The sequence below is a fragment of the Flavobacterium subsaxonicum WB 4.1-42 = DSM 21790 genome (assembly GCF_000422725.1).
Taxonomy (GTDB): Bacteria; Bacteroidota; Bacteroidia; order Flavobacteriales; family Flavobacteriaceae; genus Flavobacterium; species Flavobacterium subsaxonicum.
In genome coordinates, this window is sequence record NZ_AUGP01000018.1 from 146470 (window position 1) to 172138 (window position 25669).

At 41.6% G+C, this 25669-nt stretch carries 22 protein-coding genes; 14 read left to right on the plus strand and 8 right to left on the minus strand.

All coding sequences use genetic code 11. The features are described 5' to 3' along the window. The first annotated feature begins 153 nt into the window (after positions 1–153). The 3 genes from G509_RS0106735 to G509_RS0106745 all read left to right on the plus strand — a co-directional run bounded on the left by G509_RS0106735 (position 154) and on the right by G509_RS0106745 (position 3379). On the plus strand, positions 154–1512 hold the full coding sequence (locus G509_RS0106735) for a UDP-N-acetylmuramate--L-alanine ligase (RefSeq protein WP_026990815.1): 1359 nt from the start codon (positions 154–156) through the stop codon (positions 1510–1512). Positions 1513–1518: 6 nt separating this feature from the next. Beyond that, positions 1519–2604, plus strand: a complete 1086-nt coding sequence (locus G509_RS0106740) for a DUF695 domain-containing protein (RefSeq protein WP_026990816.1) — start codon at positions 1519–1521, stop codon at positions 2602–2604. 154 nt (positions 2605–2758) lie between these two features. Continuing rightward, on the plus strand, positions 2759–3379 hold the full coding sequence (locus G509_RS0106745; RefSeq protein WP_026990817.1) for a hypothetical protein: 621 nt from the start codon (positions 2759–2761) through the stop codon (positions 3377–3379). Positions 3380–3985: 606 nt separating this feature from the next. Here G509_RS0106745 and G509_RS0106750 read toward each other — a convergent pair. Then, positions 3986–4564, minus strand: a complete 579-nt coding sequence (locus G509_RS0106750; RefSeq protein ID WP_026990818.1) for a DUF1287 domain-containing protein — start codon at positions 4562–4564, stop codon at positions 3986–3988. A gap of 96 nt (positions 4565–4660) precedes the next feature. Here G509_RS0106750 and radC point away from each other — a divergent pair, with 96 nt between their 5' ends. Next, positions 4661–5356: a RadC family protein gene (gene radC, locus G509_RS0106755; protein WP_026990819.1), complete on the plus strand. Its 696-nt coding sequence runs from the start codon at positions 4661–4663 to the stop codon at positions 5354–5356. Between the two features lie 90 nt (positions 5357–5446). On the opposite strand, the gene G509_RS0106760 is transcribed toward radC, so the two are convergent. Together G509_RS0106760 and G509_RS0106765 are read right to left on the minus strand one after the other, a co-directional pair. Next, the gene (locus G509_RS0106760) at positions 5447–6361 is read right to left on the minus strand and encodes a helix-turn-helix domain-containing protein (protein ID WP_026990820.1); all 915 of its coding nucleotides are present in this window, start codon (positions 6359–6361) and stop codon (positions 5447–5449) included. A gap of 254 nt (positions 6362–6615) precedes the next feature. Next, positions 6616–7623, minus strand: coding sequence for an aldo/keto reductase (locus tag G509_RS0106765; RefSeq protein WP_035738639.1), 1008 nt, complete (start codon positions 7621–7623; stop codon positions 6616–6618). A 263-nt stretch (positions 7624–7886) separates the two neighbouring features. On the opposite strand from G509_RS0106765, the gene G509_RS0106770 reads away from it, so the two are divergent. From G509_RS0106770 to G509_RS0106795, 6 genes are all read left to right on the plus strand, one after another. Next, on the plus strand, positions 7887–8288 hold the full coding sequence (locus G509_RS0106770) for a hypothetical protein (RefSeq protein ID WP_131450726.1): 402 nt from the start codon (positions 7887–7889) through the stop codon (positions 8286–8288). Positions 8289–8350: 62 nt separating this feature from the next. Further along, positions 8351–8977, plus strand: a complete 627-nt coding sequence (locus G509_RS0106775; RefSeq protein WP_026990823.1) for an ABC transporter ATP-binding protein — start codon at positions 8351–8353, stop codon at positions 8975–8977. Next, entirely contained in the window at positions 8977–10308 is a 1332-nt protein-coding gene (locus G509_RS0106780) for an ABC transporter permease (RefSeq protein WP_051199993.1), read from the plus strand. The genes G509_RS0106775 and G509_RS0106780 overlap by 1 nt, the downstream gene beginning before the upstream one ends. Next, entirely contained in the window at positions 10301–10792 is a 492-nt protein-coding gene (locus G509_RS0106785) for a hypothetical protein (RefSeq protein WP_026990825.1), read from the plus strand. Before G509_RS0106780 ends, G509_RS0106785 begins: the two co-directional genes overlap by 8 nt. Positions 10793–10795: 3 nt before the next feature. Beyond that, entirely contained in the window at positions 10796–11485 is a 690-nt protein-coding gene (locus G509_RS0106790; protein WP_026990826.1) for a YjjG family noncanonical pyrimidine nucleotidase, read from the plus strand. A gap of 6 nt (positions 11486–11491) precedes the next feature. After that, complete coding sequence (locus tag G509_RS0106795; protein WP_026990827.1) at positions 11492–12244, plus strand: hypothetical protein; 753 nt, start codon at positions 11492–11494, stop codon at positions 12242–12244. Between the two features lie 176 nt (positions 12245–12420). Here G509_RS0106795 and G509_RS0106800 read toward each other — a convergent pair whose 3' ends face one another. Then, positions 12421–13698 (minus strand): replication-associated recombination protein A, encoded by a 1278-nt coding sequence (locus G509_RS0106800; protein ID WP_026990828.1) that lies wholly within the window; start codon positions 13696–13698, stop codon positions 12421–12423. Between the two features lie 191 nt (positions 13699–13889). Between G509_RS0106800 and G509_RS0106805 the strand changes: the two genes are divergently transcribed. Beyond that, positions 13890–16301, plus strand: coding sequence for a TonB-dependent receptor domain-containing protein (locus G509_RS0106805; RefSeq protein ID WP_026990829.1), 2412 nt, complete (start codon positions 13890–13892; stop codon positions 16299–16301). 73 nt (positions 16302–16374) lie between these two features. Further along, entirely contained in the window at positions 16375–17163 is a 789-nt protein-coding gene (locus G509_RS0106810) for a rhomboid family intramembrane serine protease (RefSeq protein WP_026990830.1), read from the plus strand. A 151-nt stretch (positions 17164–17314) separates the two neighbouring features. Here G509_RS0106810 and rlmB read toward each other — a convergent pair whose 3' ends face one another. The 4 genes from rlmB to G509_RS0106830 all read right to left on the minus strand — a co-directional run bounded on the left by rlmB (position 17315) and on the right by G509_RS0106830 (position 24554). Next, positions 17315–18049 (minus strand): 23S rRNA (guanosine(2251)-2'-O)-methyltransferase RlmB, encoded by a 735-nt coding sequence (gene rlmB, locus G509_RS0106815; protein WP_026990831.1) that lies wholly within the window; start codon positions 18047–18049, stop codon positions 17315–17317. Positions 18050–18111: 62 nt separating this feature from the next. Further along, positions 18112–19545 (minus strand): SusD/RagB family nutrient-binding outer membrane lipoprotein, encoded by a 1434-nt coding sequence (locus G509_RS0106820; protein ID WP_026990832.1) that lies wholly within the window; start codon positions 19543–19545, stop codon positions 18112–18114. Next, positions 19545–22769 carry a SusC/RagA family TonB-linked outer membrane protein gene (locus tag G509_RS0106825; RefSeq protein ID WP_026990833.1) on the minus strand — a complete coding sequence of 1075 codons (3225 nt, stop codon included), beginning with the start codon at positions 22767–22769 and terminating at the stop codon, positions 19545–19547. The genes G509_RS0106820 and G509_RS0106825 overlap by 1 nt, the downstream gene beginning before the upstream one ends. A gap of 120 nt (positions 22770–22889) precedes the next feature. Further along, positions 22890–24554 (minus strand): BamA/TamA family outer membrane protein, encoded by a 1665-nt coding sequence (locus G509_RS0106830; protein ID WP_035738648.1) that lies wholly within the window; start codon positions 24552–24554, stop codon positions 22890–22892. A gap of 179 nt (positions 24555–24733) precedes the next feature. On the opposite strand from G509_RS0106830, the gene rpsL reads away from it, so the two are divergent. After that, positions 24734–25144 (plus strand): 30S ribosomal protein S12, encoded by a 411-nt coding sequence (rpsL, locus tag G509_RS0106835; protein WP_026990835.1) that lies wholly within the window; start codon positions 24734–24736, stop codon positions 25142–25144. Between the two features lie 24 nt (positions 25145–25168). Next, positions 25169–25645 carry a 30S ribosomal protein S7 gene (rpsG, locus tag G509_RS0106840; protein WP_026990836.1) on the plus strand — a complete coding sequence of 159 codons (477 nt, stop codon included), beginning with the start codon at positions 25169–25171 and terminating at the stop codon, positions 25643–25645. The last annotated feature ends 24 nt before the right edge of the window (positions 25646–25669 follow it).

The following is a 25669-nucleotide window of genomic DNA, read 5'->3' on the forward strand; positions in this document are numbered from 1 at the left end:
TTTACTGCTTTTTTGTTTTGGATGATTATAGGGGTTCTACAATCATTTTATTACTTTTGGTGTGCGCCAAAAGTATAGATAACTTTGGCAGGCAAAAGGTTGGGAAACTGCTTTAACTTCTTAACTTATACACATTAAAACACTCTTATAAAAATGCGTACACATTTTATAGCTATAGGCGGCAGCGCCATGCACAACCTGGCCCTGGCCCTACACCAAAAAGGATATAAGATAACCGGCAGCGACGATGCTATTTTTGAGCCCAGCCGTACCCGCCTTGAAAAGCGTGGGCTGTTGCCCGAAGAACTGGGATGGTTTCCGGAAAAAATTACAGCCGATATTGATGCCGTTATTTTGGGCATGCATGCCAAGGCCAACAACCCCGAGCTGCTTAAGGCGCAGGAACTTGGCCTGACCATTTACAGCTATCCTGAATTTTTGTACGAACAAAGCAAGAACAAAACCCGCGTGGTTATTGGTGGCAGCCACGGCAAAACCACCATTACAAGCATGATTTTGCATGTTATGAACTACAATAACCGCGAGGTTGATTATATGGTAGGGGCACAGCTGGAAGGCTTCGACACGATGGTGCACCTTACCGAAGACAACGATTTTATTGTTTTGGAGGGCGATGAGTACCTGTCGTCTCCCATGGATTTAAGGCCGAAGTTTCATTTGTACCAGCCCAACATTGCCCTTATTAGCGGCATAGCGTGGGATCATATAAACGTGTTTCCTACCTACGAGCATTACGTAGAGCAGTTCGAGATATTTATTGCCAAAATTACCAACGGCGGTATTTTGGTGTATAATGAAGACGATACCGAGGTAAAGCGCGTTGCCGAGGCTGCAACCAACCCTATCAGGAAGCTTCCATACACTACTCCTGCCTACACTGTTAAAGATGGCGTTACCCTGTTAGAAACCCCAGAAGGCCCTATGCCTATTGAGGTTTTTGGCGCGCACAACCTTAACAACCTTGCCGGTGCTAAATGGATTTGCCAGAATATGGGTGTAGATGAAGCCGACTTTTACGAGGCTATTGCTACTTTTAAGGGGGCCAGCAAGCGCCTTGAAAAAATTGCCGAGAACGGTAAAAACGTGGCTTATAAAGATTTTGCACATTCGCCCAGCAAGGTGGCTGCAACAACCAAAGCGGTTAAAGAGCAGTACCCTGATAAAACCCTTATTGCCTGCCTGGAGCTGCATACTTACAGCAGCCTTAACGCCGAATTTTTAAAGGAGTACGAAGGCGCCCTTGATGCTGCCGATGTGGCCGTGGTGTTCTATAGTCCCGATGCGGTAAAGATAAAACAGTTGGAAGAGGTTACTTACGAACAAATTGCCCAGGCCTTTAACCGCAAAGACCTGATTATTTATACCAACCCTGCCGCGTTTAAAGAGTACCTGTACCACCTTAAATACGATACCGAAGGGGTTGCCCTTTTGCTTATGAGCAGTGGCAACTACGGCGGCCTTAATTTTGATGAGGTAAAGACGCTTATTTAATTTCTTATGGGATTATTTGATAAATTTTTTGCTAAAAAGCAAATTGCAATTAATTCTAACCATGATTTTTGGCAATGGTTTCAGTTAAACGAAAAAGCTTTTTTTAAAGCTGTAGCGCAAGGAGACAATATTCAGGAACTATTTTTTAGTAAGCTTTCGCCAAAATTGGACGAGTTAAAAAGCGGTTTCTTTTTTTTAACCGGTATGTTTAATACTACTACGGCAGAACTTGTGCTTACAGCAGATGGTAATGTAAACAACATTGCATTTGTAGAAGATCTGGTTGCCAGCGCCCCTGTAATTAACGGATGGAAATTTACTGCGCTTAAGCAGGAACACGCTATCGAAAATACCTCTATAAAAATGGCGGGCTATGCGTTTAATGATAATACGTTAAGCTTTTATGCTAATGTAGATGAGAATTATCCTGATGAAATTGCAGTTACCATTGTCCACAACGATTTTAATGAAGATTGCAGGCTGGAGATAATTAACGGTACCTACCTGTTTTTAGATTATTATTTAGGCGAATTGAATTTTGCCGTTACTATAGATGTGTTAGAGTTTGCGCAAAAATCTGATGCAACAGCAGAGTTGGTACCGATAGAAAAGCTCAAGAGTTTTTTAAAGTGGCGGGAAAAAGAATTTATAGAAAAGTACGACGGTGTAAGGCATGATACAGATAATGATAGCTATTCTTTATTTGAAGCCAACGCAGAGCAGGAAAATTATAGTATTGCTACCATGGATACCGATTTATTAAATTGGAATGCAAAAGCTTCTCATCCATGGATAGGTACAATGACACTTAAATATGATGAGGCCGGTATGCCCAACGAGGCAGCCAGCGCCCTTTTATATGAAATTGAAGAACAACTATTAGCAGAGCTTAAAGATGTTGACGGTTATTTGTACATAGGCCATGAAACTACCCAGGGCACAAGAGAAATATATTTGGCCTGCAACGATTTTAGGAAGCCTTCGAAGGTTTTTTATACTGTAAAAGAAAAGTATTCAGGCAGGATTACTATTGCAACCGATATTTATAAAGATAAATACTGGAAATCGTTTAACCGCTTTATAGAAGGGTAAGTTGTTTCAGGTTTTTAAGCAACGTGTACAACGTTTGGTTTTATCGTAAGAGTAAGTAATCCGAAATTTTTAGTTAAATGTTAAATATTGAGGCATTTATAATAAACAAAAGCATTTGTAGTTTTTTAAGTACAAATCAATCAAATCCCTTATTATGAAAACGTTACTTGCTCTTTTGGCCGTTTCGGCCACCTTATTGTCGTGCTCTGATGATAACTATAATGCCGACGATGATTTTTACGGACTTAAGTCCGGTAAAGTTTTAGTATATAAAAAATATACTGTCGACGAAAATGGTGTAGAAACCTACACCAACAAAATTGATACCGTTACAATAGACGGGCAACAGGATATTAACGGCCTTAGTTATTACAAGTTTCATCATAAAGTGTATTATAACAATGCCCTGGAAAGCGAAAGCAATGACTACAGGAGGGTAGATGGCGATGGCTACCTTGTAGATGAGAACAATGTTGTTATACACCCCGGCTTTGAGACAAATTATGTGTTTACCGAAAATCTTGAATCGAGCGGACAACCATTGGGTACGGCTGTATACCAGCTGGGCGACATTGGCGAATTTGCCCTGCAAAACAGCACCTTTGCAGTTTACCGGTACATAGGCACAATAAATCCGGTATCGGGTAGCATCCCCGCAGGCGTGGGCATGGAAAGAGATTATGCAGCATCTCTTGGTGTCGTAAAATTCAAGACCCGCTACCTGGCTTCGCTGGCCTATTTAGAAGACCGGTTGGTTTCATACCAAAATAACTAAAATTACAGGGGGCGCTTTAAGCGCCTCTTTTTATATGGCAAACCCAATCACAACTTAACATCTGCGAAAATGGATTCGTGAAAACCTGCCTGCCGGCAGGCAGGTTCGTTTCTAAAAACAGCCTAAAAATCTTTGTGAAACTTTGCGGCTTCTTTGTGAAACTTTGTGGAATTTGATATTGGATTTTTGCGAAACACAATTCGTTAAAATCTGTGAAAACCTGCCTGACGGCAGTCAGGTTTGTGTCTAAAACTTGATTAAAATTTTTGCGAAATATTTAAATTGATATCCTTTAGAAATTACATTGCAAAATTACCACACAAAACCATGCGTAGTACTGAAGCGGTTGTTGCAGTAAAGTGCTAAAATTTTTCCGAAACACAATTCGTGAAAATCTGTGAAATTCGTGTCTAAAAACATCCTCAAAAAATCTTTGTGAAACTTTGCGAAATTTTTGAATTGATTTTTTCCTGAAATTCGTGACCTAAAAATTTTCAAAAAACACCTCCCGAACCACACCTTCAAAATTGTGTGCATTTTTATCGAATCTCAGAGTCCGAAAGTGAAATATCAAGCACTTTTTGAAATAAAAACGTAAATAAATTCTTATTTTTTGTATCGGTAGTGCCCCGTGATTTTATACTCAAAAAGACAGTCGTCTAAATTTTGACCGTAGCCAATATTGTGCACCATCTTAAACCGGCCACCGGCTCCCTTTTTATTAACCACCACACCAATATGCGGATGGTTGCTGGGCAGCATCCAGGTAACTATATCGCCTGGTTTATAGTCGGTTGCGTTGTTGGTAACGGGCAGGCTCTGGCCTTTACGGGTAAAAAACACCTGTAAATTAGGTACACGGCGGTGGTCTATATTGGTGTCAGTCGACTTTAACCCCCACGCTTTAGGGTATTTAGCAAAGTTGGCAGCCATATCCTGGTGCACAAGTTGCTGTAAATCAGCACCCACTTTACGGTACGAGCGTATAACTACATCGGTACACACGCCCACGTTGGCGGGTACATCGCCATTGGGGTATTTTATCTTAAAGTAAGAGCCATCGTATTCTACTTTGTCCTTGGTAATCAGGAGGGCAGCATCGCTAAGCTGCTCGTAGTAGTCTTTAGTTGGGGTGGGAGATATAGGTGTAAAGCATAGTAATAATAGCAGTAGGAAGGGTTTCATAATCAGGTGGTTTGCTATCAAAACGTAAGAATATTAACGGTAGTATTACAACCATAAGCAAATTTGTTTAAATTCGTACCGATACACCACCACTACATGGAAGACAACACTACCTTCTCGATAAAATACTGGGCCGAAGACGACCAACCCCGTGAGAAACTGATGATTAAGGGCAAAGCCGCCCTTAGCGATGCCGAACTGATTGCCATTTTAATAGGCTCGGGCAGCCGTAACGAGAGTGCGGTAGAGCTGAGCAAACGCATTTTGGCGAGTGTAGATAACAACCTTAATGCGCTGGGCAAGCAGTCGTTACAGCAGCTTATGAGCTTTAAAGGCATTGGAGAGGCTAAAGCAATTAGCATTGTCGCCGCTATGGAATTGGGCCGCCGCCGCAGGGATGAGGAGGGCATTGACCTTAAGAAGATTACCAGTAGCCGTGCGGTGTTCGAGATCATGCAGCCCATTATTGGCGAGCTTCCGCACGAGGAGTTCTGGATTATCTATCTAAATAACTCAAATAAAGTGATTTACAAGAATCAATTGAGTAAGGGTGGATTGACGGGCACAGTTGTAGACGTACGTTTGGTGTTTAAAACGGCTTTGGAACACAATGCTGTGGGTATTATACTGGTACACAACCACCCAAGTGGTATTTTGCAGGCCAGCGAACCCGATAAACAGGTTACCCGCCAGCTTAAAACGGCCGGCCACTCGCTGGATATCAAAGTATTAGATCATGTTATTGTTGCCGAGAAAGGCTACTTGAGCTTTGCCGATGAAGGGATGATCTAAAAATAAGTTGTAAAGCCTTAAAGACGAAGGTTTTAAAGTAATCCGGTCTTAAAGTTCAAAGTCTATTATCTATTATCTGAAATCTCCTCTCTAATTAAACATCTTCCTGTATTCCAGGGGACTAACATTGGCTTTTGACTTAAAAAGCTTACTGAACGACTGCGGATATTCGAACCCTAAGCGGTAGGCAACCTCGCTTACCGATAGTTGTGTGGTTGTAAGTATCTCTTTTGCCTTCTCTATCAGTTTGTTATGTATGTGCTGCTGTGCGTTTTGCCCGGTGTGGGTGCGCAGCATATCGCTAAGGTAACTGGCAGATACATTAAGGCTGTCGGCCAGGTGTTTTACTGTGGGCAGGCCGGTATTTTGTGTGTTATTAAAATGATTTTCAAGTAGTTGTTCCAGTTTTGTAAGCAGGTCGTTGTTTACGTTTTTACGGGTTATAAACTGCCTGTTGTAAAAACGGTTGCTGTAATTTAGCACCAGCTCTATGTGTGATATTATAACATCCTGACTAAAACTGTCTATATTGCTGTGGTACTCCTGGGCAATGTTGCTAAAGATACCCTCTATCATAACTTCTTCTTTTTTAGACAGGTACAGTGCCTCGTTAGCCGCATACGAGAAAAAATCAAAGTCTTTAATGTTCTTATCTAAAGCATAACCCCTTAAAAAATCAGGGTGAAAAATCAGCATGCTACCGTCTAATGGTTCATAGCCCGGCTCGTTTTGGTAGCATATCTGCCCGGGTGCGATGAAAGACATCATACCCTCATCAAAATCGTAGTAGTTCTGGCCGTACTTTACCTTGCCTTTGTAGTCTTTTTTAAGCGCAATCATATATACATTAAGCACCAGGCCGTGCTCCAGTATTTCTGAATGCGATGCTATATCGCTGAAATTCACAATACTAATCAGCGGATGCTCGGGTTCCGGGATTTGCATAACACGGTGCATTTCAGATATTGAGTTGAGTATCAGTGGGCCGTTTATTGGTTTTTTCATGATGTTTATTTTAAGCCACGAATTACACAAATTTACATAAATATCAGTTAACGTACTGTGTTGATAATCTGATTCTTAGTTGGGTAATTCGTCTAATTGGTGTAATTCGTGGCTAAATTTTTATTTACAATGTTGCCATATCTATAGATTATTCAGATTTATGAATTCAAATTTCAGATTCATAAATCTGAAAATCAATTTGTTATTTGAAATTTTCTATTCGTAATTCATCATTTGAAAAATTCGTAATTGAATTAAAGGCTTACCATTGTCATTCCCCAGTCATCATATCTGTTACCCGTAGCTGTACCAAGCGGAATAATACTCTCAAGTCGTTGTAAATCAGAAATAGTAAGTTCTATATTGGCAGCGGCAATGTTCTGCTCCACATATTTAACACGCTTAGTACCGGGGATGGGCACAAAGCCTTTACTAACCGTCCACGCTATGGCAAGCTGAGAAGGGGTTATACCTTTTTCGGAGGCCAATTTGTTAAGCTCGTTCAATAAATCGATGTTCTTGTAAAACTGATCGCCCTGGAATTTGGGTATCGACCTCCTGAAATCATTCTCAGGAAAATCGTCCGGACTTTTAATCTCGCCCGATATAAAGCCCCTACCCAGAGGCGAATACGGCACAAAACCAATACCCAGTTCCTTAAGTGTATCTAAAATGCCCTCTTCTTCCACGCTTCTTTCAAATAATGAATATTCAGATTGTAAGGCAGTTAGCGGGTGGATAGCGTGTGCTTTCCTTATGGTGTCAGACGATACTTCCGATAATCCGATATAGCCCACCTTGCCCTCTTTAACAAGGTCGGCCATAGCACCCACAGTTTCTTCAATAGGGGTGTTGGCATCCAGGCGGTGCATGTAATAAAGGTCTATATAATCGGTACCCAGGTTTTTAAGGGATCGTTCCACGGCCTTGCGCACATAGTCTTTAGTACCGTTAATTTTCCAGGTAAGCTGCTCGTTATCATCTATCTCCCAGGCAAACTTAGTAGCTATCTGGTAGGCATCCCTGTTACCTTTAATGGCTTTGGCAATAAGGCGCTCGTTAAGCAGCGGGCCATACAGGTCGGCGGTATCTAAAAAGCTGCCGCCCAGCTCTAAAGAGCGGTGAATGGTTGCAATAGCTTCGGTTTCATCGGCTTTGCCGTAAATATCGGCGCCTGCAATTGGGGTCATGCCCATACAGCCCAGTCCTATGGCGGGCACTACAAGTCCCTGTTTACCTAATTCGGTTTTTTTAATGCTCATAATCTATTTTTTAATGATTGATTTGCTAATAGTTGCATTACAAAGGTCGGGCACAAGGGGCTTCCTAAAAATAACCATATTAAAGGTAATTGTATCCAAAATGAACTAATAATTATTGAAGTTAATACGAATTAAAAATTTTTGTATAATTGCTTTTTAAATAATTATACCACTTTATTGTTAAGGTTATCCTTAAAGTACTATGCTTTTGTTAATCAATTAGCGTAGGCAAAACCTATACAGTAACTTTAAATAAAAAAGCTATGGATACGTATACGATGACCTTTAAATACGATGGGGAGTTTGATCTTCCTAACGATCCGGAGGTGCGGGACAGGAAGGTACCCAATATGGTGTTGGAAAAGCTGGAGAAGAACGAATTTGAGCTGGTAGATTTTAACCTGACCGAAAATTATGATAATACCCAGGCCGAACGCTACATAAATAACCCGGAGGTGCACCGCTCTGTTTTAGAGATAAGGCTGGACCTGAGCATACGTGCCCTAAAAAGCCGCGAAGCTATATACGATTGTTGTGTTAGGGCTATGCAGCAGGGCAAATTGCGCCTTGCCCGCGCCTTTGAAAACGAGAACGAAAAAAAGGATATATTGCAAAGCATCATAATATTCGACATGAAAACCCGCAGCAATGCAGTTAGTGCCTAAAGCAAGTTTGCTGTTTTATAATAGGCACACATTTATTACCTTGCAGTCTTATTACACACTGAATGATAAGTACTCAAAATATACGCTTTGCCTACGGCAAAGGCGCACAGTTTAATTTTCCTGACATTACCGCACAGGCGGGCCAAAGCCTGCTTATAACCGGTGGGTCGGGCAGGGGCAAAACCACATTACTCCACATTTTGGGCGGCTTGCTAAGGCCGCAATCGGGGCAGGTGCTTATAGATGGCACCGACCTTGCCTCGCTATCCGAAAATAAATTAGATCGCTTTCGCGGAAGCAATATTGGGCTTGTTTTGCAACAGGCCTATTTTGTATCGTCTTTAAACGTTTTAGAAAACGTGGTGCTGGCCTCCTGGCTGGCTACCGGCAAACAAGCTACAGATAAGGCAAAGCAACTCTTACAGGAGCTCGACCTTACAGACCATCTTCATAAACTACCATCGCAACTAAGTATTGGTCAGCAACAGCGGGTATCTATTGCGCGTGCGCTTATCAACCAGCCCAAACTGTTACTGGCCGATGAACCCACCAGCAGCCTGGACGATGAAAATGCATTTCGCGTAGCCGATATGCTTTCGCACCTTGCCAAACAATACGGTAGTGCACTGGTAATTGTAACGCACGACCAAAGGTTAAAAGACCGTTTTCCTAACCAAACATCCTTATAATGATTACTAAAATAGCCTGGAAAAACATTTGGTTTAAGCCTCTTAATACGGCACTGAGCATAATTTTGCTTACTGCCAGTGTTGCCATTATTACCCTGCTTATTTTGCTGGATGAGCAGTTCGAAAAGAAATTTAACTCTAATATAGACGGTATCGATATGGTGCTGGGCGCACAGGGCAGCCCATTGCAATTAATACTATCATCGGTCTATCAGGTAGATGCCCCAACAGGCAATATAGATTATGCCGAAGCCAAAACCTGGATGCACAGCCCTATGGTTAAAAGTGCTATTCCGCTGGCGTTTGGCGATAATTACCTTGGTTATCGCATTGTAGGTACTACGCCAGAATATCTGACTAAATATGGGGCTGCCCTTAATGAGGGTAAGGTGTTCGATAAGAATTTTGAAGTGGTGGTGGGCAGCGCAATTGCCCAAAAACTGGGTGTTAAGGTGGGCGATAAATTTTTTGGCTCTCATGGCGATGCCGCCGAAGGCGAACTGCACGAAGACCATGCCTACCATGTTACCGGTATTGCCGCGCCAACCGGCAAGGTGGTAGATAACCTTATACTTTGCAATGTGCCCAGTGTTTGGGCCATGCATGATCATGGTGAGGAAGGCCACGGTGAGTCGGCTGAGGGTGGAGATTATCATGAGCATGAAGGCCATAACCATGAGGCTGTAGCCAATGGCGAGGCGCATGGGCACGAAGGTCACGATCACGATGCCCATGCCGAAAGCGAAGAGCATCACGATCACGAAGAAGTTATATCTGAAGAAGGTAAAGAAATTACCGCTGTACTGATACAGTTTAGGGGCAAAATGGGTTTTATAACCTGGCCAAGGCTGGTGGCGCAAAACACCAAAATGCAGGCAGCATCGCCCGCTCGGGAAATCAACAGGCTTTTTACCCTGTTTGGTATTGGGTTAGATGCCCTGCAATACCTGGCCTATGGTATTATGCTAATAAGCGGTATTAGTATATTTATTGCTCTTTACAATACTTTAAAAGAACGTAAATACGAATTTGCCCTTTTGCGCGTTAATGGTGCAAGCCGCCTGCAATTACTACTTTTAGTGCTTATAGAAAGCCTTTTGCTATGCATAACGGGCTTTGTGTTTGGTACAATTGTTGGTAGAGTAGCGTTGAGCCTTATTTCAGGATCGTCTGAGTCGGAGTTTAAAATATCGTTTAACCCCCTTGAGTTTGTTTGGGAAAAGGAAGGATATTTGCTGGGGCTCACTATCTTTGTAGGGATTTTAGCTGCCGTTATACCGGCGGTTAAGGCATATAGTTTAAATATATCAAAAACTTTGGCAAATGCGTAAAACGTTTTTATTAGCATCGCTTATCATATCAGGATTTTTATTGGTATCCATGGCATCGCCGTTGGGTACAGTTTCTACTACCAATACCGCAACTACTGCACTGGCTTCGGGCGATACCCTTACCTGGAAATTGCTGGCCCAGATTAAATACCTTAAAAAGCCGAGCAAAGATTACCCGGAAGGGGTAATGTTCCCGGTTATAAACCCTACGCTTAAAGCTAAAAATGCAAAGCCCATTTTAATGAGCGGCTTTATTATACCAATAGATAATAAAACCTATGCGCTTAGCAAGAACGTGTTTGCATCGTGCTTTTTTTGCGGGCAGGCAGGTCCGGAAACCATTATGGGTATTAAGTTCAAAAATCCGGGCATGAAGCTTAAAACAGATCAATATGTTACACTGCAAGGCAACTTTAGATATAACGATGCCGATGTAGACGACTGGATCTACCACATTGAAAATGCCGTTATTGTAAGCAAATAACACATGAAAATTGCCAATAAAAAAGCTGTTTTTTTTGATCTCGACCACACCCTGTGGGATTTCGAGAAAAACTCGGCACTTGCTTTTGAAGAGCTGCTGCCTAAATTTGGCATTGCTGTAGATGCTGCCCAATTTAATGCGCTGTTTTCTCCCATAAATGTAAAGTACTGGAAGCTTTTTCGCGATGGCGAAATTACCCAGGCGCAGCTTAGGTACGGCCGCTTAAAAGATGTTTTTACTGCCATTGATTATGATGTTGATGATGAGATGATTGCCAAAACGTCTCAGGAGTATGTAAGGCTTTTGCCTACCAATAATCATCTATACGAAGGCGCCATTGAAATTTTAGAATACCTAAAACCCAACTACAGCCTGCATATTATTACCAATGGTTTTCATGAGGTGCAGGCCCTGAAGATGAAAAGCGCCAATATCGACCATTATTTTAAAACCATTACCAACTCTGAGATGGCCGGCTGTAAAAAGCCCGACCCCGCCATTTTTGAGTTTGCCCTTACTGCTGCCAATGCTCAAAAAAGCCACAGCATTATGATTGGCGATTGCATTGAAGCCGATGTACAGGGTGCTTTAGACTGCGGCATCGATGCCATTTATTTTAACGAACACCACCTGGAAACCCAGCCACAAATAACACAGGTAAACCACCTGCTCGAATTAAAAAAACTGCTGTAACAAATTATGAAAAAAGCCTTAGTACTACTGGCCATATTGTTTTCTGGATTTTGCTTTGCACAAACCGAAAGCGTTAACAATTACAAATATGTAATTATACCCGAAAAATTTAGCTTTCTTAAAGAAGCCAATAAATATAACCTTAACTCGCTTACCAAAATGGTTTTCGAGAAATACGGGTTCACTGTATTTTATACTAACGACCAAATGCCGTCTGACCTTGCCCTTAACAAATGTGCTGCCCTGTACGGCGATTTGTTAGACGATTCGGGTATATTGGCTACCAACCTAAACATTGTTTTAAAAGATTGCAGCGGCAAGACCGTTTACACTTCAGAAAAGGGCAGGAGTAAAGTAAAAGATTTTAAAAAGGCCTATTACGAAGCGTTAAGGGAGGCAGCAGCTTCTATGGCAGCACTAAATTATAAATATACCGGCCCTGCTACAGTTGCCCCGACGGCTATAGCTTCGCAACCTGCATCTCAGCCAACAGTGGCACAAAGCCCTGCCCCGGTCGCCGAAAACCTACCGGTTAACAGCTACAACCAGCTTTTTGCACAGCCTATTGCTAATGGCTACCAGTTGGTAGATACTACTCCTAAAGTGGTGGTTAAAATGTACAAAACATCGCAGGCAGATTATTATACTGCGCAAGGCGATACTAAAAATGGCGTAATATTCAAAAAAGGCAACGACTGGTTTTTTGAATACTACCAAAACGATAAACTGGTATCAGAAAAGCTGAATATTAAGTTTTAAGTTTAAAAGTTGCAAAGTGGCCGAGTTGCAAAGTAACAAAGCCAAAAGAAATTCATGAAAAAGCTACCTGATGATTGCATTAATACAGTGCAACAGCAGGTAGCTTTTTTATTTCTTAATGGGTTTTAAAATTAGACTTTGCAACTCAGCAACTCAGCTACTTTGCAACTCGCTTTCTAATACCCATACTTCCCTTTCCATCTGTTCTTTAAAAACTCGCGGGTACCGTTTTCACGGGAATTATTCCCCGGGTCGTAAAAAGCAGTGTTGCTAATATCATCGGGTAAAAATTCCTGTTCGGCAAAATTGTTAGAGTAGTCGTGGGCATACTTGTAGTCATCGCCATAGCCAAGTTCCTTCATAAGCTTGGTAGGGGCATTGCGCAGGTGCAGGGGCACAGGCAGGTCGCCGGTTTGCTTAACTACCTGTTGCGCCTTGCCAATAGCCATATAGCTGGCGTTGCTCTTGGGCGATGTTGCCAGGTAAATAGCACACTGGCTCAATATAATCCGCGATTCAGGATACCCAATAGTACTCACTGCCTGAAACGTATTATTAGCCATAATAAGCGCCGTAGGGTTGGCATTGCCAATATCTTCAGATGCTAAAATAAGCATACGGCGTGCAATAAATTTAAGGTCTTCGCCGCCCTCAATCATCCGGGCCAGCCAGTACACCGCCCCATTAGGGTCGCTGCCGCGCATCGATTTTATAAACGCTGAAATAATGTCATAGTGCTGCTCGCCTGTCTTGTCATACAAAACGGTATTTTTCTGGGCCAGCTGCATAACACGATCGTTGGTAATTTCTACATCATCGGTCTCGCTGGCATTAACTACCAGTTCAAAAATATTAAGCAGCTTTCGGCCATCCCCACCCGATAACCGTATTAGTGCCTCGGTTTCCCTAAGGTCAATATTTTTAGTCTTAAGATATTTATCAACATCAATGGCGCGGTGCATTAATGCCTCCAGATCATCTTTAGTAAAGGGGTTAAGCACATACACCTGGCAACGCGAAAGCAGTGCGGGTATTACCTCAAAACTCGGATTTTCTGTAGTAGCGCCAATAAGTGTTACCCAGCCTTTTTCTACCGCTGCTAAAAGCGAATCCTGTTGCGATTTGCTAAACCGGTGTATCTCGTCTATAAATAAAATAGGATTTTTGGTAGTAAACATACCGCCACTTTGCTTGGCCTTTTCTATAACCTCGCGCACATCTTTAACCCCAGCGTTTATGGCACTTAGCACATAAAATGGTCGGTTGCTCTCCTGCGCCATTATCTGGGCAAGGGTAGTTTTACCGGTGCCGGGTGGCCCCCAAAGTATAAGCGATGGTATAATGCCACGGGCAATCTGGTGGGTTAATGATCCGTTAGGCCCCACAAGGTGTTGCTGGCTAATGTATTCAGATAAATGCTGCGGGCGTATGCGTTCTGCCAAAGGTGCTTCCATACCGTAAATTTACGTATTTTGAATAAACGGCCTTAAGGCTGCGCCCCATAAAGTTTTTATAAAATTGGTGCCCCTATATATCAACAGACTGCGATATTCTAAAAAATAAGATATTATTTACAATTTTAACTATTGAGACTGTAACAATTTGGCGTTTAGGTTAGTCTTATAATAAAACAACCCTTCTGTCTATGCCACACCATTGCTGTAAACGCCATTTTAATTCATTATACTTTTTTATCGTATTATTCCTTTTTCCGATACTTGCAATTGCCCAGATAAAACTTACGGGCACTGTAACCGATGCCGACAATAAACCCCTCGAGTTTGCCGAAGTGGTATTGCAGGACAGTACCTTGGCTGTTGTGTCGTCGGCACTATCTACAGATACCGGCACTTTTTTTCTCACTGCAAAACCCGGAAATTACACCCTGCGTATTCTTTTTATGGGCGAAGAACTTTACACCAAACCTGTAGCTCTTATGGCAGACCTTAATCTCGCCCCCATACAACTACAAGCTTCGAAGCAGTTGGATGAGGTGGTGGTAGAAACCAAAAAGCAACTGGTTGTAAAAAAGGTAGACCGGCTGGTGTTTAATGTAGAGAATTCTATCTCGGCCAGTGGCGGCGATGCGCTCGATGCCTTAAAGCTTGTGCCACGCGTTAAGGTAGAGAACGATGTGGTTTCTATAGTAGGCAAGGGCAGTATAGCCGTAATGGTTGATGACAGGCTGATGCGCCTTACCGGCGATGAGCTTACGGCATTTTTAAAATCAATAAAGTCAGACGATATTAAAAGTATAGAGGTTATAACCAATCCGCCTGCAAAATATAGTGCTGAAGGTAACAGTGGGCTTATTAATATTAAGCTTAAAAAAACAAGGCCTGATACCTGGAATGCATCGGTATTAAGCTCGTACAGGCAAAATAGTTATGCAACCGGATCGGGCAACGTTACGTTTAACTACCAAAAAAATAAGTTTACATTGCAATCGTCTGCCGGGTATACTAACGGTGGCAACAAACGTACTGAAGATGTAGAACTTGTTTACCCGGATTATAACTGGATGGAAAAAAGTAAAGGCAAAAACACCTATAAGCCCGTTAGTGGCAGGTTAGGCATTGACTATAAATTTTCGGGTAAGGTAACTATGGGTGCCCAGTATATTGGCAGCCATGGCAGCAATACAACCAACGAAAATTTAAAGGTAGATTTAGTAGACAGGCAGTCGGCAATGCTGGATTCTATTATACAAACCCGCGGCAACGCGATTAGTAAAACCGACTATAATTCTATTAACTACCACACCATTTATACTATAGATACTACAGGCGTAAAGTTGTCTTTTGATGCCGACTATTTTAATTATGTTACCGATAACGACAGGCGGTTTGCCACCAATAATTTTTATAACGATGGTTCGCTTATCCCAAATTCGTATCAGGCGGCCAATAATATAGGTAGCCGCGAGGTAGATAATTTCTCAGCAAATGCCGATATGGAACATCCGCTTAAATGGGTCAATCTTAATTATGGGGCAAGGGTATCATATACCAAAACACAAAATGATTTTGCTTTGTATGATCTTAGCGGAGGTTTCCCGGTGCAGGACCTAACACAAAGCAACCAATTTATATTTAAAGAAAATACGCAGGCTGCATTTATTGATGGCAATAAAGAATTTGGCAAATGGGAAGCCAAGGCCGGCCTGCGTATGGAAAATACCCGCACAAAAGGTACATCCATTACCACGGGACAGCAAAATGTAATACAGTACACCCGGTTTTTCCCTACAGCTTATCTGGTGTACAAACCTAACGAGAACCATTCGGTATCGGTAAGCTATGGTAAACGCATAGGCAGGCCATCGTACGAATTTTTAAACCCTTTCCGGATGATCATGTCGCCGTATTCGTATTCAGAAGGTAACCCGTATTTAAAGCCATCGTACTCGCACAACATAGAACTGGAGTATGGCTATAAAGATTTTTATACGGCAACGGTATATTTCTCGGGTTCGCGTGGCGGTTTCGAGCAGGTAACGGTAGTAGACCCGGTAACCAGCGTACAGCAGTACATACCCCAAAATTTTATAACCAACAATACGGTAGGCTTTAATCAATACCTGGCGGTAGAGCCATTTAAGTGGCTTAAGACTAATTTTAATGCCGATGTATATTTCTCTGAAGCAAAATCGACTATACCCGTTACACTACAATTTTTAGATGGCTGGAACGGCGTATTCAGGATAAATAATGACTTTATCCTGAATAAGAACAAGACCTTTTTGTTCAATTTTAATTATTCCTTTGTTACACGTGGTGTAGACAATCTGGATACTAACAGTGCCACAACCCAGCTTAACGCAACATTAAAATTATTTCTGCTCAACAAAAAACTACAATTTACACTCTACGGGAATGATGTTTTAAGAACAAGTATGATGACTTACAGCGGATTTTCGAACGGGGTTAGAAACACCTACGCCAATTATAACGACCAGCGTAATGTGCGCTTATCAGTGCTTTATACCTTTGGTGGCGAACTTAAAAATGCCGGCCAGCGCGAAAGTAAAAACAGCGACGAGCAAAACAGGTTGTAAGCTTATCTGACAACTAAAACTGCCATTTTAACAGGAAAATATTTTTGGTTGGCTTTTTGACGTGCCTTTATGCATGAACAATAACCAGGACAAACATATTCAATTCTCCCCATCGGTAGTGCTGTGGCCACTGGCCGCTATACTTGTACTGTGGACAGTATATTGGGTGGAAGTAAAATTTCATATATATCTTTCAGATTACGGAATATTGCCACGTACCCTAACCGGGCTGCGCGGCATAGTGCTAAGTCCGTTTTTGCACGGCAGCTTAGAGCATTTGTATAACAACTCCATTCCGCTATTTTTGCTTATTGCAGCCATGCGCTTTTTTTATCGCAAGCAGGCATTGCAGGTAATAGGCTACGGCATATTGCTCTCCGGTTTTATAACATGGCTAATAGGCAGGGGAGACTCGTACCATATTGGCGCCAGCGGGCTAATTTATGTATTGGTAAGCTTTATCTTTTTTAAAGGTATACAAACGGGTTATTACAGGCTGGTGGCTTTGTCTATGCTTATAATTATGCTATATGGCAGTATGATATGGTATGTTTTTCCGGGGGTGGAAGACGGCATTAGTTGGGAGGGCCACTTGGGCGGACTGATATCGGGTTTTTTGTTTTCTAAAGCCTATGATACGCCTGAATATAAAAAGCAACCTTTTTATGCCTGGGAGCAACCGGACTTTGATCCTAAAAAAGATCCGTTTATGAAACGCTTTGACGAAAATGGTAATTTTGTAAACCCACCTAAACCCGAAGATATTGAGGTTATAGATTACGAAATTATACAACCCTACCCGGGCTACCGGATTGTATATACTTATGTAGAAAAACCGGCTGGCGAAGAGAGTAAGCAGTAGGCAGTTGCAGTGGGCAGGCACTTCAGTTAGTAAATAAAAAAGCAGTACACTTTAAAATGTACTGCTTTTTTATATCTAATTATCATTCCTAATGAGTTGAGAAAACTCTAAATCTAATAATCTAAAGATCCAACAATCCAATTATCTAAACCTATCCTCGTTGCCTAACTGTTTCGTATAAAAATGCGCCACAGGCAACCGATACGTTTAGCGAGCCTATGGTACCAAACATTGGCAGTTTGGCTTTCTCGTCTACAATTTTAAGTACCGATGGGTTAATACCACGGTCTTCGCTACCCATAATAATAGCCAGGGGCTCGTTAAGGGTAAGGTCGTATATATTACTGTCGGTTTTCTCTGTAGCGGCAACGGTTTTAATACCCGAGCCCTGCAGGTGGAAAATAGCATCTTTAATATGCTCTACTTTACAAATAGGCACATTAAACACAGCACCGGCCGATGTTTTTACGGTATCGCCGTTAACAGGCGCAGAACCTTGTTTTTGGATAATGATGCCGTCTACACCGGTACATTCGGCCGTACGGATAATGGCACCGAAGTTACGGGCATCAGATAATTGGTCGAGTATTAAAAATAGCGGAACCTTGCCGCTTTCTATAACCTTTTCTACCAGGCTTTCCAGGTTGTGGAACGCAATAGGGGCAATGGTAGCCACGGCGCCCTGGTGGTTGTTAGGTGTAAGTCGGTTTAGTTTTTCTACCGGCACATAGCTAAAGTTTACGCTCTTTTGCTTCATGGCCTTCATAAGGTCTTTCATCAAATCGCCCTGGGCATCTTTCTGAATAAATACCTTATCTATTTCTTTACCTGCGTTTATGGCCTCTATAATAGCCCTTATTCCAAATATCTGGTGTTCTTTTTCCATGGGGCAAAGGTATAAAAAAACCACCAGTGTTAGCCGGTGGTTTTTATAGTGGTTTAAAAAGTTTATTCTACATCCCAGAAAATATGGGTAGAAAGGCGGTTACCGCCAATTGCGGTAGATGCAGCCTGCCAGTTTGTGTTATTTACAGTCTGCTCATTAATAGCATATGTTAAACGTACAGGCACCGCGCCATCGGCAGCAGCTACTGCGCCGGTTGCGGGCTCAAGGCTTGGTACATCCAGCCTTCTCCATTCGTTCCATCCTTCAAAAGGCCTGTTAAATAGGGCAATCCATTCCTGTATACCTATTTTTTGTTTCCAGTCGCCATCGGCTGTAGCATAAGCTACTTCCGGTTGGGCAAGATAGGCTTCTACGCCATCCACACCCCAAAAATCAAAAGAAGCGGTAATGGCGGCCTCGTAATATTCTTCTGCAGTTCCGCCAACGCTATAACCACGTGCAGCGGCTTCGGCTAAATAAAAATTAACCTCTGTGGCTTCAAATAAAACCCCAGGTAAATCAGGTGCTTCAAATAAAACGCCCGGTGCAGAAAATTCAAAATAATCGTTAGATCCACCGTTAACACCGCCCACATATTCGCCGCCACGCTCCTGGAAATATACAGTACGCCTTGGGTCAGACAGGTCATTCATCCTATTTACAATAGTTTCAGATGCCACATAGTCATTCCTGTTACTTGCAACAAGCTGCGCATAGATAGGGTTGTATATTGGGGCTGTTGGTGCGTAATTAAAAGTAACATTCTGGTCGTTAGTTAAAATAACACCATCGGCCACGGCACTCTCAATGGTAGATTGTGCCAACCCCGGATTAACATCGGCAAGGTTAATGCCCAGCTTTACTTTTAGTGAATTACCAAATAATCTCCATCCTGCAACATCGCCTCCAAGTAAAATATCGCCACTTGTAAAAGTACCGGCACCTTCATCAAGGTCTGTTAAAGCAGCATCAAGACGTGTTATAAGAGCTGGGTAAATTGTAGCGTCGTCATCATACTTAGGTAATACATTTAATGGGTTTAATGCCTCAGAGTAAGGTATATCTCCAAAAGTATCTACCAGTAGCTGAAATGTGTACACTTCTATAATTTCTATAATAGCAAGCTCATTGGCTCTTGTAGCTTCGTCCAGGGCTTCGTCTGCTACAATTACTTCTTTGGCAGATTCCAGGTTGCCCAGTACATCTCTGTACAAGTTATTCCACAAGTTGTTGGAAATATTCCTGGTTACTACGTTGTAACGAGATTCTTCAGGATACTGTGTAGAGGCCAGGTACTGCACATAAAACCTGAATGGGTTAAGGTTAACATCTGGCGTTGTAGACTGGTCTGCAAGTTCTCTTTGCGCATTTGCCAATAGTGTTTCGGCAGCAACATCATAAGACCTGTCCTGGTTATCGTTAAAATTAGGGTCATCACTCGTACATGCGGTAAGTAAGAGTAATAAGACCGATGTGGTATAAAATATCTTTTTCATTAGAAGCTTGCTTTTAGATTGATTGAGTACACTTTTGTAGATGGCATAACACCCGATTGATAACCCTGAACGTTACCTGCAGATGCTCCTGCTTCAGGATCGGCATACGGCAGGTTTTTGTGGATGATCCAAAGGTTGTTACCTAAAAAGCTTAGTGAAAGATTGCTGAAAGCAGTTTTTTCTAACACTTTACTTGGAAAAGAGTATGATAGGCCAACCTCTCTTAATTTTACATAAGATGCATCATAAACAAATGCCTGGTTAGGGCCTGAGTTGGTGCCATATGCAGACCCAACACCGTTAGCTTCTATCCTGCTTGTGTTTGGTGTGCCATCTTCGTAAACACCCGGTAGTATAATACCACCACCATCGGCCACAGAGTTACGTTTAGGGTTTCCAAGGTCGTTATTTCCGGCAGTTTCCGGGTATAAACCTGTATACAGTCCGTAAGCCTGGTCAAGAGAGAACACATCGCCACCGTGCTTAACATCTATCAGAACGCTTAATGATATGTTTTTGTAGGTAAATTTGTTGTATACACCACCAATCCAGTCGGCCTGTATGTTACCAATAACCTGGTCAGATTCGGTTAAATAGTAACCGTCTTCGTCTACCACTTTGTTGCCGTTGGCATCAAAAACATAGCCTGTACCTCTAAGTGTACCATAAGGCTGGCCTACAGTTGCATTTAAAGATACACCATCCTGAAAAGTAGCCAGCTGAAGGTTTTCTCTTCCCTGGTTTAAAGATACCATCTCATTTTTGTTTTTAGACCAGTTTACCCTTACATCCCAGCTAAAATCGTTGGTTTTTATAGGTGTACCGCTTAACGATACCTCTATACCTTTATTTTGTAATTCTCCTGCATTAACCTGAGAAAAGCTGTATCCGGTAGCGGTAGATTGAGGAACGTTAAACAACTGGTCTGTAGTGTTGGTTTTGTATAGTGCAACATCTAAAGCCAAACGGCTGTTAAACATACTTGCTTCAAGACCAACCTCTGTTGCTTTTTGCTTTTCCGGCTTAAGCGACTCAAAGTCTACATAGGTAGTACTGTTGCCAAATAACAGGTTGCCATCTAAAATGCTGTTGTTAACACGGGCGCCAAGGCGGCCTGCAACAGGGTCGTTACCAACAATAGCATAGCTGCCTCTTAGTTTTAATAAAGAAAGCCAGTCTTGTTTAATAAATTCTGATAATATTAAGCTACCACCAATAGAGTAGTAATCGTAAGACCTGTTATTAATAGAAAGTGCTGTAGACACATCGTTTCTGTACGATCCTTCAATATAAATCCATTTGTTGTAGTCTAACGATAACTGACCGTAGAAACCTTGCTTTTCGTAGTTAATTTCTGCCTCGGCAGGAGCTACAAACGAGTTTGAGTTAGCTAACGTAAACAAGCCCGGGGCTACAAGCCCACCTGTGGTAGAACCATCAAACGAATCTAATTTAGATTTTATGTAGGTTGTACCGGCAAGAGCGTGCCCACCAACTTTTCCCATCTGAAAATCGTAGTTAAGTATAAAATCGTAGGTTGTTTGTAAAAAGTTACGGGTAAATAATCTGTAACCCGATGTTTCATCTAAAGCAGAAAGGCCAAATTCTGCGGCAACGCTGCCTACTTCTTTGCGCATTTCCTGCCTATCGTTAGACGAGTCTACCGTTACACGGCCCAAAATATTAAAATCATCGGTAACATCATAACTAATATTACCACCGGTTAATAAACGGTTGTGGTCGTCGCTCTGGTAGTTTCTGTATCGGCTAAAATACGGGTTATCCCAATAAAGTGGCGCTAAATCGCCTCCTACAGGGTCAGACATGTTCCAGGTAATATTTTGGCCTGTAGCATTGTAAACATCCCTAAGTTCTTTTACATCTACGTTAGTTTGCCACCATTGCCTAAAGCTACCAAGTATATTATCGCCATAACCAACATTGTTACGGCCCTTTGTAGTTTGATCTGTAAAGTTGGCAAACGCAGTTAATTTTACTTTTTTGCTTAGCTGATGGGTAAAATTACTGTTTATGTTGTTTTTGTTTAACTGGCTGTTTGGTAAAATACCGGTTTCGTAGTTGTTAGAAAAACCAAAGCTATACGTTGTTTTTTCGTCTCCACCACTGGCGGTAATACTATTCTGGGCACCAAAAGAATCCTGGAAAAAGGCTCCCGGATCGTTATCGGCAGCTTTCCACGGTGTAGCCCTGCCAAAATTGGCACTGCCCGGTGCAAAAGCATTCCATTGGTAAACCGATAGGTTAGGATCAAAAGCATTACCGTAAGATGCATCTGCGGTAGTGTCTACCAAAAGATCGTCTACACCATCGCCATTAACATCTACATTACTAAAGCTGTCGTTACCGCCACCATATCCATTAGCACCATATTGCTTTTGGTATTTAACAAAGGTGTCTTTGTTATAACGGCCAACCGATGTGGTTGAACTGAACGTTACCCCAAGGCCGGAGTTTGTTTTGCCTTTTTTAGTGGTAATCATTATCGCACCGTTAGATGCCTGGCTACCATAAAGAGCTGTAGCTGCTGCGCCTTTTAGTACCGTAACCGATTCGATATTGTTTGGGTCAATATCCGATGTAGAGTTACCATAGTCAAATCCGTTTCTTGAGTTGGCGGCATCTGTAGTATTAAGGTTGGAGTTGCTAATGGGCACACCATCTAATACTATTAGTGCCTGGTTGTTACCCGTAATACTTTTTGTACCACGCAGCACAATGTTGGTTGAGCCACCAAAGTTAGAGTTGTTCCTGATTTCAAGACCTGCTACTTTACCGGATAAATTGTTGATAAAGTTGTTTGTAGGAACGGTATTAACTGCAGAGCCATCAATTTTTTGAGACGAATAACCTAACGATTTTTTGTCTCTGGAAATACCCAGTGCGGTAACCACCACACCCTCCAGTTCTGTGGCAGCATCTTTAAGGGTAATAGATACGGAGCCCGCACTTGCCGAAGCTTCCTGTGTTTGCATGCCAACATAGCTAAATACCAACACCTGCGTTGCAGTTGCGGCTACGGCAAATTTACCGTCAATGTCTGTTTGTGCACTTACGGTGGTACCTTTTACCACCACATTAACACCGGGAATAGGAAAGCCACTTTCGTCAGAAACGGTTCCTGTCACTGTTCTTTCCTGCGCAAACGAAATTTGCGCCGTTAGCATGACAAGCAATGCTAAGAGGACCTTTAACTTTGTTTTCATTTAAATGTTATTATGTTAGTTGTATATCAAATGTCTGATATAATCTTAACGAAATCAAGTATTTTATGATAATATTTAGATAACTAACCGATAAATGTTAAATAAAAACTTAAAAAAGTGTTAAAATGATGCTTTAAAGCTTAGGTGAACAATTGAGTTGGAAAGTTTAATTGCCTGATCTTTAGTGCTGCCGTTTGCATAAATAATGTTAAACAGTCCGTTGTTTGTTAGAAGGCCAAAACCAAAACCAAGGCCTAAAAGCCCCTCTTTAGTGTTAGAAGTCTCATCCTGAAAGTAGGCATAGTCTGTAATAGAGTGTATGTACATATTGGGTGCAAGTACATAGCGATATTCGGCCATTAGGGCTGTAACCATATTGGCTTGCAGGCTGTTCTCGTTAAAGCCGCGAATAGAGTTTATGCCACCAAACCGATACAGCTCGTTAATTATATAGGTGTTGCTTTGCAGGTAATAAGTTTGATTTTTTATGTTAACAATATTTTTTTTGTTAAGGTAGAGGTTATGCGAAAAAGCTATCTGTGCAAAGTACTGGTCGCTGCTATCGGTCTTGCCGGTTCGGCTGCCCACACCACCTTTAATACTGAGCGATGTTTTTTGCGGAAACAAAAAATCATCTATATTATATTCGGCATATTCGTAGGTAGATGTAAAAAACGAGTTGCTGTAATCGCTGAGGGTGCTGCTGTTGAGGTTTTGTATATCTACCGATTCAGTTTTTTGATATCCGGCATATAATTTGGAGTTATAGGTAAAATAATATCCCAGGTTAACATCGGTAACTGTGTTCTGAAAAGTGCTGTCCTGCTTAAATATCTTAAGGCTACCCTTGGCGCCAATAGGGCTTTTAAACATATACGGCAACTCTAAAGATATATTAAAGGTAGTCTGGTCGTTGCCATCACTTTTCCAATACAGGTTAAATTTTTCGCCGGTATTAAGTACGTTGTTAAGCAGCAGGTCTAAATAACCATTAAATTTTACTTTGCTGTTATCATCATTACTAAAACCTATAAAACCATCAAAAGTATTGGGGTGTGCCTTTGCCATGTATACATATACTTTGGTGGTGTCTTTTTTAAAGAGAATCTCGGGGTAGCGGGGTTGGGTAATAAAGCGCAGGGCATTAAAATCGTTATATACGCGTTGCAGGTTTTCTTTATTAAACGTCTTGCCGCGGTACTGCCTTAAAATATTACGGCGAATGCCTTCAGGAAATTTGGGGTAGCCCTCCAGTACAATGTCATCTAAAGTACGCAGCTTTTCTATGGTAACCACCAGGCTGGCGCTAAGTCCGGAATTTGTTTTGCTATAATTGGTAAGCTGTAGCGAACTTAAAGAATAGCCTTTCTGTTCCAACAGGGCTATGTTGCTGTTCATATAACCCTCTACTTCGGGCAACGTCATTACAACCGTATCTTTATCTATATTGAGTAATGTTTTTTGCTCTGCATTTAGCAGGCCTGTATATATATGTATGTTTTTAATTTTTTGCCCAACGTTAAAGGAGTATACAAAAGTAGAATCGTTGGTTTTTAAATAGGCCAGTTCGCGGCTTTCTAAATAGCCGGCCTTGTATAAATTATTAGATAATAATTTGGTTGCATCGGCAACGCCTTTGGCGTTTGTGTGTACTTTATTGTATGAAACAGAATCTATTATTTTGGTTTCTGCGGCATCGCGGCCCTCTACTTTAAGGTAAAAGTTTTGCGCATTTGCTGTAAAACTTACAAGCAGAAACAGGTATATGTAAAAAAATATTTTCAATGCAATGGGGTTACTGTGCAAATAACGCAAAAAACCATTAAAAAATATACAGATGGCAAAAGCAGTTAGAGTAGTTTGAAAATTAATGTTTTAAGGTTTGTTTTATCAATTTTAATTTCTACATTTGCAACCCCGTAAAAAGCGGGTTATTTAAACATAAGAAATTTTTAGTATTAATTATGCCAACAATTCAACAATTAGTAAGAACAGGGAGAGCCCAGATAACTAAGAAGAGTAAATCGGCTGCTTTAGATTCGTGTCCTCAAAGAAGAGGGGTATGTACACGTGTTTACACTACAACACCAAAAAAACCAAACTCTGCAATGCGTAAAGTAGCAAGGGTTCGTTTAACAAATGGTAATGAGGTAAATGCATACATTCCTGGAGAAGGCCACAACCTACAAGAGCACTCGATAGTATTAGTTAGAGGCGGAAGGGTTAAAGATTTACCGGGAGTAAGGTACCACATTGTACGTGGCGCTTTAGATACCGCTGGTGTTGCCGGAAGAGCGCAACGCAGGTCTAAGTATGGAGCAAAACGTCCTAAACCAGGACAGGTTGCTGCTGCACCCACAAAGAAGAAAAAGTAATTTAAAAACGTTTAAGAAAAAGACATGAGAAAAAGACAGGCCAAAAAAAGACCGCTTTTACCAGATCCAAGGTTCAATGATCAATTAGTTACACGTTTTGTAAATAACTTAATGTGGGATGGTAAAAAATCAACTGCTTTTAAAGTATTTTATGATGCTATTGATATCGTAGAAGCTAAAAAACAGGATGCAGAGAAATCATCGCTTGAAATATGGAAAGATGCATTAACTAATGTTATGCCTCACGTAGAAGTACGTAGCCGTAGGGTAGGTGGTGCTACATTCCAAATTCCAATGCAGATTCGTCCGGACAGGAAGATATCTATGGCAATGAAATGGATGATTCTTTATGCAAGAAGAAGAAATGAGAAATCTATGGCTCAAAGGTTGGCTTCGGAAGTTTTAGCTGCTGCTAAAGAAGAAGGTGCTGCTGTTAAAAAGAGAATGGATACTCATAAAATGGCAGAAGCTAACAAAGCATTCTCTCACTTTAGATTTTAATTCATAAAGAAAGAAAAAATTTAG

Bases quoted from the DNA above. Each gene is read 5' to 3' on its own strand.
- G509_RS0106810 (WP_026990830.1), top strand. From the start codon at position 16,375: ATGAACAATAACCAGGACAAACATATTCAATTCTCCCCATCGGTAGTG.
- G509_RS0106795 (WP_026990827.1), top strand. From the start codon at position 11,492: ATGAAAAAAGCCTTAGTACTACTGGCCATATTGTTTTCTGGATTTTGC.
- G509_RS0106775 (WP_026990823.1), top strand. From the start codon at position 8,351: ATGATAAGTACTCAAAATATACGCTTTGCCTACGGCAAAGGCGCACAG.
- G509_RS0106820 (WP_026990832.1), bottom strand. From the start codon at position 19,545: ATGAAAAAGATATTTTATACCACATCGGTCTTATTACTCTTACTTACC.
- rpsL (WP_026990835.1), top strand. From the start codon at position 24,734: ATGCCAACAATTCAACAATTAGTAAGAACAGGGAGAGCCCAGATAACT.
- G509_RS0106765 (WP_035738639.1), bottom strand. From the start codon at position 7,623: ATGAGCATTAAAAAAACCGAATTAGGTAAACAGGGACTTGTAGTGCCC.
- G509_RS0106760 (WP_026990820.1), bottom strand. From the start codon at position 6,361: ATGAAAAAACCAATAAACGGCCCACTGATACTCAACTCAATATCTGAA.
- G509_RS0106745 (WP_026990817.1), top strand. From the start codon at position 2,759: ATGAAAACGTTACTTGCTCTTTTGGCCGTTTCGGCCACCTTATTGTCG.
- G509_RS0106805 (WP_026990829.1), top strand. From the start codon at position 13,890: ATGCCACACCATTGCTGTAAACGCCATTTTAATTCATTATACTTTTTT.
- G509_RS0106790 (WP_026990826.1), top strand. From the start codon at position 10,796: ATGAAAATTGCCAATAAAAAAGCTGTTTTTTTTGATCTCGACCACACC.
- rlmB (WP_026990831.1), bottom strand. From the start codon at position 18,049: ATGGAAAAAGAACACCAGATATTTGGAATAAGGGCTATTATAGAGGCC.
- G509_RS0106780 (WP_051199993.1), top strand. From the start codon at position 8,977: ATGATTACTAAAATAGCCTGGAAAAACATTTGGTTTAAGCCTCTTAAT.
- G509_RS0106750 (WP_026990818.1), bottom strand. From the start codon at position 4,564: ATGAAACCCTTCCTACTGCTATTATTACTATGCTTTACACCTATATCT.
- radC (WP_026990819.1), top strand. From the start codon at position 4,661: ATGGAAGACAACACTACCTTCTCGATAAAATACTGGGCCGAAGACGAC.
- G509_RS0106770 (WP_131450726.1), top strand. From the start codon at position 7,887: ATGGATACGTATACGATGACCTTTAAATACGATGGGGAGTTTGATCTT.
- G509_RS0106735 (WP_026990815.1), top strand. From the start codon at position 154: ATGCGTACACATTTTATAGCTATAGGCGGCAGCGCCATGCACAACCTG.
- rpsG (WP_026990836.1), top strand. From the start codon at position 25,169: ATGAGAAAAAGACAGGCCAAAAAAAGACCGCTTTTACCAGATCCAAGG.
- G509_RS0106825 (WP_026990833.1), bottom strand. From the start codon at position 22,769: ATGAAAACAAAGTTAAAGGTCCTCTTAGCATTGCTTGTCATGCTAACG.
- G509_RS0106740 (WP_026990816.1), top strand. From the start codon at position 1,519: ATGGGATTATTTGATAAATTTTTTGCTAAAAAGCAAATTGCAATTAAT.
- G509_RS0106800 (WP_026990828.1), bottom strand. From the start codon at position 13,698: ATGGAAGCACCTTTGGCAGAACGCATACGCCCGCAGCATTTATCTGAA.
- G509_RS0106785 (WP_026990825.1), top strand. From the start codon at position 10,301: ATGCGTAAAACGTTTTTATTAGCATCGCTTATCATATCAGGATTTTTA.